The sequence below is a fragment of the Pseudomonas sp. FG98 genome, from assembly GCF_057808595.1.
Genome location: NZ_JBMDIJ010000046.1, coordinates 1 through 14,104, shown reverse-complemented (window position 1 = coordinate 14,104; position 14,104 = coordinate 1). Strand labels below are relative to the sequence as shown.

The following is a 14,104-nucleotide window of genomic DNA, read 5'->3' as shown; positions in this document are numbered from 1 at the left end:
GGGGCGGGCGGCGAGGCCCGACCGGTCATTGTCGCCGATCCTGTGCTGCCGGCGCAGGCGACCATTGTCGCAATTGTCCGACAGGAAGGGGCTTCTTTGTTCGCAGGTTATCGAGTAACGTGCTCGTCATTTTAAGGTTAATCGTTTCAGCAGGCGTTTTTTCTGCCGCACCGGACGCTTGCCGATGGGTCTGACCAGTACTGGCCCTATGATTGTGTGACCACAACAATACCTCGGCGCCGCCCTGGCGTTGCAAAAGGAGAGGACAATGCTGGAATTCACCACGGCGCAGATTGCCATGGGTCAAGAGGCTGTGGACAAGTCTGCCGCCCTGACCTTGCTGGCGGCCCGGCTGGTCGAGGACGGCCTGGTGGCCGAGGGGTATCTGGCCGGCTTGCAGGCCCGTGAACAGCAAGGTTCGACCTTCCTCGGCCAGGGCATCGCCATCCCCCACGGCACTCCGCAGACCCGCGACCAGGTGTTCGCCACCGGTGTGCGCCTGATGCAGTTTCCCGCCGGGGTCGATTGGGGCGACGGGCAGATCGTCCACCTGGCCATCGCCATCGCCGCTCGTTCCGACGAACACCTGCGCCTGCTCCAGCAACTGACCCGGGCCCTCGGCGAGGGCGACCTGTCCCAAGCCTTGGCCCGTGCCGACAGCGCCGAGGCGGTGTTGCAACTGCTGCAGGGCGCCCCCCGTGAACTGCTGCTGGATGAACGCAGCGTTGCCCTTGGCGTCAGCGCCGACGATTACGACGACCTGCTCTGTCAGGGCGCGCGTCTGCTGCGCCGCGCCGAGTGCGTGGAGCGTGCCTTTGCCCGTCACCTGCATGAGGCCGAGCCGTTGCCGCTGGGCGAGGGCCTGTGGCTGGTGTCCAGCGACCAGGCGGTGCGCCAGCCGGGCCTGGCCTTCATCACGCCGCAGCAGCCGTTGCGCCATCTCGGTCAGGCATTGAACGGGGTGTTCTGCCTGGCGGCCCAGGGCGAGGCTCAGGCGCCGCTGCTCGACCGCCTGTGCAACCTGCTGATCGAAGGTCGCGCCCAGGACTTGCTGCGCGCCAGCGATGTGCGCGCGGTGCTGGCGTTGCTTGGTGGAGAAGTCCCGGGCGATTGGCCCAGCGCGCGCATTACCCTGGCCAACCCCCACGGTCTGCATGCCCGCCCGGCGAAGGTGCTGGCGCAACTGGCCAAGGAATATGCCGGTGAAATCCGCGTACGCCTGGTCGACGGCGTCGGCTCGCCGGTATCGGTGAAAAGCCTGAGCAAGCTGCTCGGCCTCGGTGCCCGGCGCGGCCAGGTGCTGGAGTTCAGTGTCGAACCGGCTATCGCCGATGCGTTGCCGACCCTGTTGGCGGCAGTCGAAGGCGGGTTGGGCGAAGAGGTCGAGCCGCTGACCCCTTTGGCACCTATGCCAGCGGAATCGCTTGAAACCGCCGTTGCCCAGGTCGCTCCGCAGCCCGGATCGACCCTCCAGGGCGTGGCCGCCGCGCCCGGTATCGCCGCCGGCCCGGCCCATGTGCAGCGCTTGCAGGAGTTCGACTATCCCTTGCGCGGCGAGTCTCCTGCCCACGAACGCCAGCGCCTGGATAATGCGCTGGCCCAAGTGCGCAGCGATATCGACGAACTGATCCAGCGCAGCCACGCCAGCAGCATCCGCGAGATCTTCGTCACCCATCAGGAAATGCTCGCCGACCCTGGCCTGGCCGAGGAAGTCGAACTGCGCCTGCGCCAGGGCGAAAGCGCCCCGGCCGCCTGGCTGGCAGTGATCGACCTGGCAGCACGGCAGCAGGAATCCTTGCAGGACGCGCTGCTGGCCGAGCGCGCCGCGGACCTGCGCGACGTTGGCCGCCGCGTGCTGATGCAACTCTGCGGCATCGCCGAAACCCCTGAACCGCAGCAACCCTATGTGCTGGTGATGGCTGAAGTCGGCCCATCCGATGTCGCCCGTCTCGATCCGGCACGGGTCGCCGGCATTCTCACCGCCCGTGGTGGCGCCACCGCGCACAGCGCCATCGTCGCCCGGGCGCTGGGCATTCCGGCGGTGGTCGGGGCTGGTGACTCGGTGCTGCTGATCGAGCCCGGCACGCCGTTGCTGGTGAATGGCCAACGTGGTCGGGTCACGGTTGCCCCGGCCAGCGACCAACTGGAAAAAGCCCTCGCCGAGCGCGAGCAGCGCGAACAGCGCCTGCGTGCCGCCCAGGCCCGCCGCCTCGAACCTGCCGTCACCCATGACGGCCACGCCATCGAGGTGTGCGCCAATATCGGTGAAAGCAGCGGTATCGCTGCGGTGGTCGAGCAAGGGGCCGAAGGTGTTGGCCTGCTGCGCACCGAACTGATCTTCATGGCCCACTCGCAATTGCCGGACGAGGCCACCCAGGAAGCCGAATACCGCCGCGTACTCGACGGCCTGGACGGGCGTCCGCTGGTAGTGCGTACCCTCGACGTCGGAGGCGACAAGCCGCTGCCCTATTGGCCCATCGCCAAGGAAGAAAACCCCTTCCTCGGCGTGCGCGGCATCCGCCTGACCCTGCAACGCCCGCAGGTCATGGAAAGCCAGTTGCGTGCCCTGCTGCGCGCTGCCGACGATCGCCCGCTGCGGATCATGTTCCCCATGGTCGGCCAGGTCGAGGAGTGGCGCGAAGCGCGGCGTATGGTCGCCCGGCTGCTGCTGGAGATCCCGGTCAGCGACCTGCAGGTCGGCATCATGATCGAGGTGCCGTCGGCGGCCCTGCTGGCCCCGGTTTTGGCGGCGGAAGTGGACTTCTTCAGCGTCGGCACCAACGACCTGACCCAGTACACCCTGGCCATCGACCGCGGCCACCCGAGCCTCTCGGCCCAGGCCGACGGCCTGCACCCGGCGGTGCTGAACCTGATCGACATGACCGTGCGCGCGGCCCATGCCCATGGCAAGTGGGTCGGCGTGTGCGGCGAACTGGCCGCCGATCCCCAGGCGGTGCCCGTGCTGCTCGGGCTGGAAGTGGATGAATTGAGCGTGGCCGCGCGCAGCATTGCCGAAGTCAAGGCACAGGTGCGCGCGCTGAGTATTGAACAGGCCCGTGGCCTGGCGCGACAGGCGCTGGCCCTGGGCAGTGCCGCCGAGGTGCGGGCACTGGTGGAGATGTAACGATGGCCAAGATTCTGACCCTGACCCTCAACCCGGCGCTGGACGTCACCGTCAGCCTCGATGCCCTGCGCACCGGCGCGGTCAACCGCGCTTCGGCGCAGCACAGCCACGCGGCCGGCAAGGGCCTGAACGTGGCCCAGGTCCTCGCCGACCTCGGGCATCAACTGAGCGTCAGCGGCTTCCTCGGTATGGATAACCTGGGCCCGTTCGAGGCATTGATCCAGCAGCGCGGTTTTGTCGATGGCTTTATCCGCGTGCCCGGCGAGACCCGCAGCAATATCAAGCTGGTCGAAGCCGGTGGCCAGGTCACCGATATCAACGGCCCGGGGCCGCAGGTCGACGAAGCCGCGCGCGACGCGCTGCTGCGCCGCCTCGATCAACTGGCACCGGGGCATGACGCGGTGGTGGTGGCCGGCAGCCTGCCGCGCGGGGTCAGCCCCGAGTGGTTGCAGGCGTTGCTGGAGCGGCTCAAGGCCATGGGCCTGAAGGTCGCCTTTGACAGCAGCGGTGCGGCCCTGGATGCCGGCTTGCGGGCCACGCCCTGGCTGATCAAGCCGAACACCGAGGAACTGGGCGAGGCCGTCGGCCAGCCGCTGGCGGATTTCGCCCAGCAACGCCAGGCCGCGCAACGCCTGCTCGACCAGGGCATCACCCATGTGGTGGTGTCCCAGGGCGAGCAGGGCGTCAACTGGTTCAGTGCCGACGGCGTGCTGCAAGGCGTGCCGCCCCAGGTGACGGTGGCCAGTACCGTCGGTGCCGGCGATTCGCTGCTGGCCGGCATGCTCCACGGCCTGCTGGTCAATGAAGCTGCCGAGCAGACCCTGCGCCGTGCCACCGCCATTGCCGCCCAGGCGGTCAGCCAGATCGGCTTCGGTATCAACGACCGCGCGCAACTGGCGCGCTTCGAAACACAAGTCCGCATCCGCAACCCCGCCACAGAACAAGAGGGTGAGCAATGAAACTCGCGATCATCACCGCCTGCCCCAACGGCCAGGTGTCCAGCGTGGTCAGCGCGCGGCTGCTGGATGCCGCCGCGCAGCGCCTGGGCTGGAGCACCTGCGTGGAGATCCACGACCCGGCGCGCCCCGAGCGCCAACTGTCACCTGCGGCCATCGCCGATGCCGACTGGGTGCTGGTGGTCAGCAGTACCGCGCTGGACTTGCAGCGTTTCGCCGGCAAGCAGCTGTTCCAGGCCACGCCCGCCGAGGCACTGGGGGATGTGGATAACTTTCTGCGCCAGGCCCGGGAGCAGGCGAGCGAGCATCGCCCCGCTGCGTCCGTCGCCGCGGCGTCGGGCAGCCGGATCGTGGCCGTCACCGCCTGCCCGACCGGCGTTGCCCACACCTTCATGGCCGCCGAGGCGCTGCAACAGGCGGCGCAGCAGATGGGCCTGCAACTCAGTGTGGAAACCCAGGGTTCGGTGGGCGCGCGCAATCCGTTGAGCGCAGCGGCCATCGCCGAGGCCGACGTGGTGCTGCTGGCTGCGGATATCGAGGTGCCCACCGAGCGTTTCGCCGGCAAGCGCATCTACCGCTGCGGTACCGGTGTGGCACTTAAGCAGGCCAAGGCCACCCTGACCAAGGCACTGGCCGAAGCACGGGAGGAAAGCGCGGCGGCGAGCCAGCCGAGCGAGGCGCGCAGCGAGAAGACCGGGGTCTACAAGCATCTGCTGACCGGTGTCTCGTTCATGCTGCCGATGGTGGTGGCGGGTGGTCTGCTGATCGCCTTGTCCTTCGTCTTCGGCATCGAGGCGTTCAAGGAGCCGGGCACCTTGCCCGCCGCGCTGATGCAGATCGGCGGCGAGGCGGCCTTCAAGCTGATGGTGCCGCTGCTTGCGGGCTACATCGCCTGGTCCATCGCCGACCGGCCGGGGCTGGCGCCGGGGATGATCGGCGGGCTGCTGGCCAGCTCCCTCAATGCCGGTTTCATCGGCGGCATCATCGCCGGCTTTCTCGCCGGCTACAGTGCCCGGGCCATCAGTCGCTGGCTGAAACTGCCGAGCAGCCTGGAAGCGCTGAAGCCGATCCTGCTGATTCCGCTGTTCGCCAGCCTGTTCACCGGCCTGGTGATGATCTACGTGGTGGGCACGCCGGTGGCCGGGTTGCTCGCCGGGCTGACCCAGTTCCTCGACAGCATGGGTACCACCAACGCTGTCCTGCTCGGCATCGTCCTCGGCACGATGATGTGCGTCGACCTCGGCGGGCCGGTGAACAAGGCGGCCTATGCGTTTTCCGTGGGTTTGCTGGCGTCGCAGAGCTACGCGCCGATGGCGGCGACCATGGCCGCCGGTATGGTGCCGCCGATCGGCTTGGGCATCGCCAGCTTCCTTGCCCGACGCAAGTTCGCCCAGAGCGAGCGCGAGGCGGGCAAGGCCGCACTGGTGCTGGGCTTGTGCTTCATTTCCGAAGGCGCGATTCCCTTCGCCGCCAAGGACCCGCTGCGGGTGATCCCGGCCAGCATCGCCGGCGGCGCGCTGACCGGGGCGCTGTCGATGTACTTCGGCTGCAAGCTGATGGCGCCCCATGGCGGGCTGTTCGTCATGCTGATTCCCAATGCCATCAACCACGCCTTGCTGTATCTGCTGGCGATCGTCGCGGGCAGCCTGCTGACCGGGGTGGTGTATGCGTTTATCAAGAAGAGCGAGGTGGTGGAGTTGGCGGTGCAGCCGGTCAAGGGGTGAGGGCTGTGCTGTATTTGAGGACCTCATCGCTGGCAAGCCAGCTCCCACAGGTTTAGCGGCGCACGCGATCACTGTGGGAGCTGGCTTGCCAGCGATGAGGCCCTGAAGGGCAAAACAATCAGGCGAGTTGCTCCAAAGCCTTGACTAACAACCCGACCTCTTCTGGCGTAGTCACGAACCCCGGCGTCACCCGGATGCACGGCCCGCACGCCGAGCCATCCCGGGCCACGGTGAACAGGTTGAACTCCTCCAGCAGACGCCGCGCCATCGCCACCTGGTCGGCATGCCGGGTAAAGCGGAACGAGGTGATCCCGCAATACAGCCGTGGGTCATCCGGGGTCAGCACCTCGATCCCGTCGATCTCCCGCGCCGGCCTCGCCCACAGATCACGCAGGTAGTTCAACCGCGCGCCCTTCACCGCCGATCCGCCCATGGCCTGGTGCTCGTCGATCACCGTCGGCAGGGTCAGCCACGCCGGCACGTTCGGCGTGCCGTAAGGGGCGCGGGAGCGGATGTCGTCCTGTGGATAACGCAACTCGCCCATGTCCGCGTCCACCGCGTCGATCTTGCCTGGGGCGATGTAGAGCACGCCGAGGCTCAGCGGTGCGCCGATCCATTTCTGCAGGTTGAAGCCGGCCAGTTCGATGCCCAGTTGTTCCAGGTCGAAGTCGATCTGGCCGAGGGCGTGGGCGCCGTCGAGGATCACTTCCACGCCATGCTCGCGGGCCACCCGGGCGATGGCCTCGACCGGCAGTACCAGGCCCGTGCGGTGATTCACATAGGTCAGGGCCATCAGGCGAATGCGTGGATTGCGCACGAAGGCCTGGCGATAGCTTTCGACGATGTTGTCGAAGCTGGCCGGGTGCGGCAGCGCCAGCTTGATCAGTTCCAGGCCGCGCTGGCGGGCCAGCCAGCCCATGGCGTTCTGCACGCTGTCGTATTCCAGGTCGCTGATCAGCAATTCGTCGCCGGGTTGCAGGCGGTTGTAGTTGCGGATGATCGCCTGCAACGAGGCGGAGGCGCTCTGGGTGATGGCCACGCTGCGCGGCGGCACCCGCAGCAGTCCGGCCACGGCATCGCGGATCTGCACACTGCCGATCTGTTCGAAGTGCTGGCGCACCGGCAGCGAGTTGCAGCGGTTGATCGCCTCGATGTGGCCTTGATAGGCCTGGCTGACGCTGCGGGTCATGCGCCCGAAGTAGCCGTACTCGAGATTGATCGGCCCGGGCTCCACGTCGTACCTGGCGGCGATGCGCTGCCAGTAGCCCTCATCGCGGGCCAGAAGGGAGGACTCGGATGAAGGCAACTGGGTCATGGGCATGCTCGCTTGTTCAGGGACGGGGGCGGGGATGTTTTTTGCGCAGCGGTTCGAGCAGGTCCGACAGACCGTTGTGGTCGACCTCGTGCATCAGCGCCAGCAGGCCGCCCAGTTCACCTTTGGGAAAGCCCTGGCGGGCGAACCAGTTGAGGTAGGGGCCGGGCAGGTCGGCGATCAGTCGACCCTTGTATTTGCCGTAGGGCATTTCATGGGTGACCAGCAGTTCGAGGGCTTCGGGTTTCATCGGATGGGCTTGCAGGAAAAAGGCTGACGAGTGGCAGGACGATACAGGCAATCTGCATGAAGGCCAAAGGACAGTTCATGCAGAAAGCGAGCATACAGATTGATCGATTTTTTATAACTTGTTGATAAATATCAGTTTTTAGTGAATGGCCGAGCTGGCACGAAGCCTGCGATATCCCTTGCATCTTCAATCATGCAAAAGGAGCTGTGCCATGACCGACACCAACAAAGAAGTGATTTCCGTCCTCAACGACCTGATCGAATTCAGCAAGGATGGCGAGAAGGGCTTCAAGACCTGTGCCGACGACGTCAAGCGTGCCGATCTGAAAAGCTACTTCCTGCAACGCTCCGGCGACTGCGCCAGCGCGGCGGCAGAACTGCAGCAGCATGTGCGCAGCCTGGGTGGCGATCCGGAAACTTCCACCAGCATTGCCGGCGACATGCATCGCGGCTGGGTCAATCTGAAGGCGATGGTCACCGGCAAGGATGACGAGGCGGTGCTCAATGAAGCCGAGCGTGGTGAAGACCATGCGCTGAAAGCCTACAAGGAAGCCCTGGAGAAACTGGCCAAGGTCGCTCCGGCCTCGCAGTCCTACACCTTGGTCGAGCGCCAGTACCACGGTGTGCAGCGCAACCATGACCAGGTGAAAGTGCTGCGCAACAGCGCTCGCGCCCAGTCCTGAATCGGCTGGCCTCATCGCTGGCAACGCCAGCTCCCACAAGTTCAGCGGTGTACGCAATACCTGTGGGAGCTGGCGTTGCCAGCGATGAGGCCGGGTCAGACCATCACGCCTCTACCCGATTACGGCCATTCGCCTTGGCCCGATACAGCGCCTCATCAGCCTTGGCCATCAACTCGCCAAGCCCCATCGAGCTACCCGGCTCGTATACCCCGACGCCGATACTGACGCTCACCGCTTGCGTGTCCTCGCCATACGGCGGCAGGGCCTGCACACCGTGGCGGATGCGCTCGGCGAGAATCAGGGCGCCCGCCAGGTCGGTGTCCGGCAGCACCGCGACAAATTCCTCACCACCATAACGCGCCGCCAGGTCGGTCGGGCGCAACAGACTCTGCTCGATGGCCCCGGCGACCTGGCGCAGCGCTTCGTCGCCGCCATGATGGCCATGGCGTTCGTTGAAATTGCGGAAGTGATCGACATCGATCATCAGTACCGTGATCGGTCGCTGGGTACGTTGCGACCGTGCCCATTCGCGGCGCAGCACCTGGTCGAGCTGGCGACGGTTGGCCAGGCCTGTGAGGCTGTCGGTGGCGGCCAGCTCGGCCAGGCTGCGCTCGGCGCTATGGCGACGCTTGAGCTCGCGGCCGAGCATCAGGCTCAACCAGAGAATGCCGATGCACAGCACGGCGGTCGCGGCGCTGACCAGCATCGCCGTGCGCTTCCAGGCGCGGTAGACCTCGTCCACCGACTGGGTCACCACCAGCACCAGCGGCAGGTTTTCCACCCGGGCGAAGGTGTACAGGCGCAGCTCGTTGTCATCCCCGGACTGGCTGGTAAAGCTGCCCTTGCCCTCGGCCAGCAGGCGCTGGAAGTTCGGCCGGGAAGCGAAGCTGGCACCGATCTGCTCGTGGCGCTCCCCGCTGGCGCCGGTGGCATGCCGGGCCAGCAACTGGCCGTCGGTGTTCATCAGGTTGATGCTGCTGTCGTGGCCGACGTCGAGGCGCTTGAACATGTCGCTGAAGTGCGACAGGCGCAGGGCGCCGCCGGCCACCCCGGCAAAGCTGCCATCGGCGTCGTCGATGCGTCGGCTGAAACTGATGCACCAGTCCAGGTCGCCCAGGCGCGCCTTGAAGGGCGGGCTGATGACCAGGCCCAGGTCGGGATTGCGTCGATGTTCCTGGAAGATCGCGGTATCGGCGAAGTTGGCCGTGCGCGGGGTGGTGCTGGCGGAGTCGGCGACCACGTTGCCATTGCGGTCGAGCCAGAGGATGTCGCCGCGCACCGGGCTGCTGAAGGCCTGGTTGAACAGCACCTGCTGGCGCATGTGCGCCGGGATGCCCAGCAATTCCGGATGCTGCACCGCCCAGATCAGGCTTTGCAGGGACAGATCGTAGAGCTCGACATTACGAATGATGTCGGTCTCGATCAGCTTGACGATGTTGCCCGCCGAACGCACCGCCGTCTGTTCCACGTTCATCCGCTCGCGCATCAGCAGGAAGGTGACGATGGCAATGATCGCGCCCACGGCCAGGCAACTGCCCAGATTGAGGATCAGCTCCGGATGCCGGCGGTAAAGGCCGGGGCGCGGTGGCGGGGTGTGCGCGTTCATGGTGGCGAGGTTGCCTGGGCGTCGGTTGGGCCGGAAAACGAATAAAACCGTGCGCCGGAGACAGCTGGGAGCTGTTCCGGGGACGGTTCTGGTAAAGGAATTCCATAGCTCGCCACGCGCGAAGGGCCCGTGCGGCGGCCCGTATTCTAGGGGCGAGGGGGATTGTAGGACAAGAAGTTAGTGGGGGCGGCTGATGTATGGCTGCTGGTCATGCAGTGAGACGAGGGCCTCATCGCTGGCAAGCCAGCTCCCACAGGGATCGTGTGCACCGTGGCACTTGTGGGAGCCGGCTTGCCGGCGATGGGGCCATCAGCAGCAGTGCAGGATCAGAAGATGTTTACCGGATAGTCGACGATCACCCGGTACTCGTCGATGTCGTTATCCACCGCCGAATACCCCTGGCTGCCACGGTGCGCGGCCCAGCGCAGGCGCAGGCTGAGGTCCTTGAACTGGCCTTCCTGGAACACGTAGGCGACATCCACGTCACGTTCCCAGTGCTGGGCGTTCTTGCCCTCGGCGCTGTACCAGCTGCCGTAGCCGGGACTGTCGGCATCGGCCTTGGTCAGGTCGAGCTCGCCCTTGGAGTACTGTACGCTGGTGGTCAGCCCGGGCACGCCGAGGCCGGCGAAGTCGTAGGCGTACTTGAGCTTCCACGAGCGTTCGTTGGGGCCGTTGAAGTCCGAGTAGATCTGCGAGTTGTCCAGGTACACGCTGTCGCCCTGGTTGATGTAGTCGAACGGCGTGTTGCCGTTGACCCGCTGGTACACCGCGGTGATCGCGTGGTAACCGACGTTTACCGCGAAGTGCAGGCTGTAGGTGTTGTTGTCGATGTTGCCGAGCAGCGCGTCGCCGGTGTCCTGGGTGTGGTAGTAGTTCAGGCCCGGGTTGAGGCTGACCAGGTCGTTGAGCTGCCAGGTGTAGTCGAGGTTGAAGTAGTACTGGTTCCAGATGTCCTTGAGTTCCGCGCCATACAGGCTGGTGCTCAGGCCTTCGACCGGGGTCCACACGGCGCCGGCCCAGTTCAGGTGGCGGCTGTCGCGACCGTCCGGCAGGGTGCCGTAGAAGGTGTCGATGCGGCGGTGGCCGCTCTGGTTGTACGGCTTGGTGAAGCTGGCCTGGCCGCCTTCGAGCATCAGGTTGTCGATGCTGTTGTTGGTCAGGCTGACGCCGCGGAAGGTCTGCGGCAGCATGCGGGTTTCGCCGCCGGCGATCACCGGGTTGGTCAGGAACAGGTCACCGGCGCGCAGCACGGTGTCGAAGGCGCGGACCTTCACCGAAGCACCGGCGCTGGAGAAGCTGTCCGGCGCCTTGCCGTAGTCGTAGCCGTCCTTGCTCGGGCTGTTGATCGGCAGGATCGAGGTACCGGCGGTGCCGCCACCGCCATCCAGTTTGAGGCCGAGCATGGCGTAGGCATCCAGGCCGAAGCCGACCGTGCCCTGGGTGAAGCCCGACTCGAACTTGCCGACGAAACCCTGGCCCCATTCGCGCATGTCACGCACGCCGGGCAGCAGCTGGTTGCGGTTGAAGTAGTAGTTGCGGGCCAGGACATTGAGGCTGGAGCCTTCGACAAAACCTTCGGCCTGCTCGTCGTCGGCCTGGGCATGGAAGGGCATCGTTGCAGCCAGTGCAATGAATAGCGGGGTGAAACGTGGGGTTTTACTCACCTTGTGAACTCCTTGAGGTGCTGTTGACGGCAGTTTTTATTCTCTGTGCGACGCGTTGTTGTTGTAGGAAATCAGCCGTGTTCCGGTACTTTTCACCAGGCGAAAAAAAGCCGCTGACAGGCAGCGGCTTTCAAAGACAGTCGCACCGATGAAAAAGTCACCAGAACGAAAGTCGAGGGAAAAACGGGAGCGGGGTGCTGTGTATCAGCTGTCTTTGCTGTCACTGATGCCAGCCTTCGATGCTGTCTGTTCAGAGCCTTTGGCGGCGTCCTGCTGTTGCTTGGCGAAGGCCTCGCGGGACTGCTCCATGGCAGCCTGATGGCGGGCGGTCTGGGCCATGAAGGCCTGGGATTCTTCAGCCATCGCCAGGGGCGAAAGCAGGACGGAGGACAGGACGAAAACGCTGGCAATACCCATGCTGTTGGACATTTGGAATAACCTTCTTGCAGAGCAAGTATCTGTTTGGTGTGTCCAAATTAATCGTTAGCAAACGAACGAAAAAGCCGGGTTTTCGAGATTGACTGTTGCAGAAAAGGTAATAGTTCGGGGAGGCCGCTGGCTAGAGCGGACGCTGTACCTGTGGGAGCTGGCTTGCCAGCGATTGCGTCGGTGAATTCGATACCGCAATCGCTGGCAAGCCAGCTCCCACAGGGGGTTGCAGTGTTCAGGCGGGTAGCAGGATGCCGAAGGTATTGGCCCCACCCTGGCTACGCACGAACACGCTGCCGCCATGCATCACCGCGATGGCCTTGACGATCGCCAGCCCCAGGCCATGGTTGCCGCCGCCGACGTTGCTGCGCGCGGCATCGACCCGGTAGAAGCGCTCGAACAGCCGCGCCAGGTGCTCGTCGGCGATGGCCGGGCCGGGGTTGCTGACGTCGATGCCGACCTGGCCGTTGTCGCTGTGGATCGCCACCCTGATCACCTGGCCCGGCCCGGTGTGCTGCACCGCGTTGTTCAGCAGGTTGATCAGCGCCCGGCGCAGGTGGGCCTTCTCGATCCGTGCCTGGGCATCGCCACTGACCTCGACCCGTACCTGGGCGTCTTCGAGGATGTAGTCGAGGTAGTCGAGGGTGGTCGCCACTTCCTCGGCCAGCGACGCCGTAGTCAGGCGCGTGGCCTTGCTGCCCTGGTCGGCGCTGGCGAGGAACAGCATGTCGTTGATGATGCTGCGCAGCCGTTCCAGTTCCTCAAGGTTGGATTGCAGCACTTCGAAGTAATGCTCGGCGCTGCGCCCGCGGGTCAGGGCGACCTGGGTCTGGCCGATCAGGTTGGTCAGCGGCGAGCGTAGCTCGTGGGCGACGTCGGCATTGAAAGCCTCCAGCCGCGAATAGGCCTGGTCGACCCGCTCCAGCGTGGCATTGAAGGCCTGGGCGAACTGCTCCAGCTCCGGCGGCAACGCCGATACCCGCAGGCGCCCGCTGAGCCGTGGCGGCGCCAGTTGCTGGGCCTCATCGGAGAGCTGGCGCAGCGGACGCAGACCGATGCGCGCCACCCAGTAGCCCAGCGCCGAGGCCAGCAGCACGCCGACCACCGCCAGGCTGACCAGAGCGATCAGCAAGGTGCGCTGGGTGTTCCAGAAGGTGTCGGTATCGATGCCGATCAGGAAGCGCAGCGGTGGACGCTGTTCCACCGCCGGCAGTTCGCTGAGCATGATCTTGAACGGGTAGGGACTGTCGGCCAGGCGCACGTCGCGCATGCCCGGCTTGCCTTCGGCGAGGCGGCGGATCACCGCATCGGGGTGGCCGTATTCGTAGCGGCTGTCGCTGCTCACTGCCCAGAAGCGGATGCGCCGGTCTTCCTCGCTGAGCTGGTCGAGCTTGCGGATCATCTTGCCCCAGTGTTCTTCGTTGCCGAAGCGCATCAGGCTCGACTCCAACACGCTGTAGCGCGCCTCCAGTTCGGCCGAGGGCAACAGGTCGAGGCTGCGGTCGACCTGCTTGTACAGCGCCCAGCCGATCAACAGGAACACCAGCAGGGCGACGCCGGTGAACAGCGCGCTCAGGCGCAGGGCCAGGGAGTTACTGCGCACGGTTTTCCAGGACATAGCCCATCCCCCGGATGGTGTGCAGCAGCTTGCTTTCGAACGGCCCGTCGAGCTTGGCGCGCAGGCGCTTGATCGCCACTTCGACGACATTCGCGTCGCTGTCGAAATTGATATCCCAGACCAGCTCGGCAATCGCCGTCTTCGACAGGATCTCGCCCTGGCGCCGGGCAAGAACGCTGAGCAGGGAGAACTCCTTGGCGGTCAGGTCCAGGCGCTGGCCGGCGCGGCTGGCCTTGCGGCTGATCAGGTCGACCCACAGGTCGGCGACCTGGATCTGCACCGGCTCGTGGCCGCCGCTGCGGCGGGTCAGGGCTTGCAGGCGGGCGACCAGTTCAAGGAAGGAAAACGGCTTGCCCAGGTAATCGTCGGCGCCTTCGCGCAGGCCGTGGATGCGGTCCTCGACCCGCTCGCGGGCGGTGAGCATGATTACCGGCGTCTGCTTGCGCGCGCGCAGGGCGCGGAGTACGCCGTAGCCGTCCAGGCCCGGGAGCATGACGTCGAGGACGATCACCGAGTAATCGCCTTCCAGGGCCAGGTGCAGGCCCTCGATGCCGTCCCGCGCCAGGTCCACGGTGAAGCCCTGCTCGGTCAGGCCGCGGTGCAGGTAGTCGGCGGTTTTTTCTTCGTCTTCGATAATCAGCACGCGCATGGTCGGTACCTGTAAAGCTCACTCTTTTGGCTAGACCTGTGGGAGCGGGTTCACCGGAGCGCCGGACCGCCGCGATTACGTTGGCGAAGC

The 14,104-nt window shown here is 65.5% G+C and carries 11 protein-coding genes; 4 read left to right on the top strand and 7 right to left on the bottom strand.

Features of this window, described 5'->3' with window-relative positions:
* Nucleotides 1-268: 268 nt before the first annotated feature.
* The 3 genes from ptsP to ACODSK_RS22145 are packed head-to-tail and all read left to right on the top strand — an operon-like array spanning nt 269 to nt 5,804.
* On the top strand, nt 269-3,124 hold the full coding sequence (ptsP, locus tag ACODSK_RS22155; RefSeq protein WP_489019176.1) for a phosphoenolpyruvate--protein phosphotransferase: 2,856 nt from the start codon (nt 269-271) through the stop codon (nt 3,122-3,124).
* Nucleotides 3,125-3,126: 2 nt separating this feature from the next.
* On the top strand, nt 3,127-4,083 hold the full coding sequence (gene pfkB / locus ACODSK_RS22150) for a 1-phosphofructokinase (protein WP_489019174.1): 957 nt from the start codon (nt 3,127-3,129) through the stop codon (nt 4,081-4,083).
* Nucleotides 4,080-5,804: a PTS fructose-like transporter subunit IIB gene (locus tag ACODSK_RS22145; protein ID WP_489019172.1), complete on the top strand. Its 1,725-nt coding sequence runs from the start codon at nt 4,080-4,082 to the stop codon at nt 5,802-5,804. Before pfkB ends, ACODSK_RS22145 begins: the two co-directional genes overlap by 4 nt.
* A 118-nt stretch (nt 5,805-5,922) precedes the next feature.
* Here the strand turns inward: ACODSK_RS22145 and ACODSK_RS22140 are convergent, their stop codons facing one another.
* On the bottom strand, nt 5,923-7,119 hold the full coding sequence (locus tag ACODSK_RS22140; RefSeq protein WP_489019170.1) for an aminotransferase class V-fold PLP-dependent enzyme: 1,197 nt from the start codon (nt 7,117-7,119) through the stop codon (nt 5,923-5,925).
* A 16-nt stretch (nt 7,120-7,135) separates the two neighbouring features.
* Nucleotides 7,136-7,366, bottom strand: a complete 231-nt coding sequence (locus tag ACODSK_RS22135) for a DUF3820 family protein (protein WP_489019168.1) — start codon at nt 7,364-7,366, stop codon at nt 7,136-7,138.
* 211 nt (nt 7,367-7,577) lie between these two features.
* Here ACODSK_RS22135 and ACODSK_RS22130 point away from each other — a divergent pair, with 211 nt between their 5' ends.
* Nucleotides 7,578-8,048 carry a ferritin-like domain-containing protein gene (locus ACODSK_RS22130; protein WP_489019166.1) on the top strand — a complete coding sequence of 157 codons (471 nt, stop codon included), beginning with the start codon at nt 7,578-7,580 and terminating at the stop codon, nt 8,046-8,048.
* Between the two features lie 103 nt (nt 8,049-8,151).
* Here ACODSK_RS22130 and ACODSK_RS22125 read toward each other — a convergent pair whose 3' ends face one another.
* The 5 genes from ACODSK_RS22125 to ACODSK_RS22105 form a co-directional block, all read right to left on the bottom strand.
* Complete coding sequence (locus ACODSK_RS22125; RefSeq protein WP_489019164.1) at nt 8,152-9,654, bottom strand: sensor domain-containing diguanylate cyclase; 1,503 nt, start codon at nt 9,652-9,654, stop codon at nt 8,152-8,154.
* Nucleotides 9,655-9,980: 326 nt separating this feature from the next.
* A complete protein-coding gene (locus ACODSK_RS22120) occupies nt 9,981-11,267 on the bottom strand; it encodes an OprD family porin (protein ID WP_489019242.1) in 1,287 nt (428 codons plus the stop codon).
* A 255-nt stretch (nt 11,268-11,522) separates the two neighbouring features.
* Nucleotides 11,523-11,747, bottom strand: a complete 225-nt coding sequence (locus ACODSK_RS22115) for a hypothetical protein (RefSeq protein WP_489019162.1) — start codon at nt 11,745-11,747, stop codon at nt 11,523-11,525.
* A gap of 235 nt (nt 11,748-11,982) precedes the next feature.
* Entirely contained in the window at nt 11,983-13,365 is a 1,383-nt protein-coding gene (locus ACODSK_RS22110; RefSeq protein WP_489019161.1) for a heavy metal sensor histidine kinase, read from the bottom strand.
* Nucleotides 13,340-14,014, bottom strand: a complete 675-nt coding sequence (locus ACODSK_RS22105) for a heavy metal response regulator transcription factor (RefSeq protein ID WP_330077955.1) — start codon at nt 14,012-14,014, stop codon at nt 13,340-13,342. The genes ACODSK_RS22110 and ACODSK_RS22105 overlap by 26 nt, the downstream gene beginning before the upstream one ends.
* Nucleotides 14,015-14,104: the final 90 nt, after the last annotated feature.

What these genes read in the sequence shown, in the direction of transcription:
- ptsP (WP_489019176.1), top strand. Translation starts at nt 269, where the DNA reads ATGCTGGAATTCACCACGGCGCAGATTGCCATGGGTCAAGAGGCTGTG.
- pfkB (WP_489019174.1), top strand. Translation starts at nt 3,127, where the DNA reads ATGGCCAAGATTCTGACCCTGACCCTCAACCCGGCGCTGGACGTCACC.
- ACODSK_RS22145 (WP_489019172.1), top strand. Translation starts at nt 4,080, where the DNA reads ATGAAACTCGCGATCATCACCGCCTGCCCCAACGGCCAGGTGTCCAGC.
- ACODSK_RS22140 (WP_489019170.1), bottom strand. Translation starts at nt 7,119, where the DNA reads ATGACCCAGTTGCCTTCATCCGAGTCCTCCCTTCTGGCCCGCGATGAG.
- ACODSK_RS22135 (WP_489019168.1), bottom strand. Translation starts at nt 7,366, where the DNA reads ATGAAACCCGAAGCCCTCGAACTGCTGGTCACCCATGAAATGCCCTAC.
- ACODSK_RS22130 (WP_489019166.1), top strand. Translation starts at nt 7,578, where the DNA reads ATGACCGACACCAACAAAGAAGTGATTTCCGTCCTCAACGACCTGATC.
- ACODSK_RS22125 (WP_489019164.1), bottom strand. Translation starts at nt 9,654, where the DNA reads ATGAACGCGCACACCCCGCCACCGCGCCCCGGCCTTTACCGCCGGCAT.
- ACODSK_RS22120 (WP_489019242.1), bottom strand. Translation starts at nt 11,267, where the DNA reads ATGCCCTTCCATGCCCAGGCCGACGACGAGCAGGCCGAAGGTTTTGTC.
- ACODSK_RS22115 (WP_489019162.1), bottom strand. Translation starts at nt 11,747, where the DNA reads ATGTCCAACAGCATGGGTATTGCCAGCGTTTTCGTCCTGTCCTCCGTC.
- ACODSK_RS22110 (WP_489019161.1), bottom strand. Translation starts at nt 13,365, where the DNA reads ATGTCCTGGAAAACCGTGCGCAGTAACTCCCTGGCCCTGCGCCTGAGC.
- ACODSK_RS22105 (WP_330077955.1), bottom strand. Translation starts at nt 14,014, where the DNA reads ATGCGCGTGCTGATTATCGAAGACGAAGAAAAAACCGCCGACTACCTG.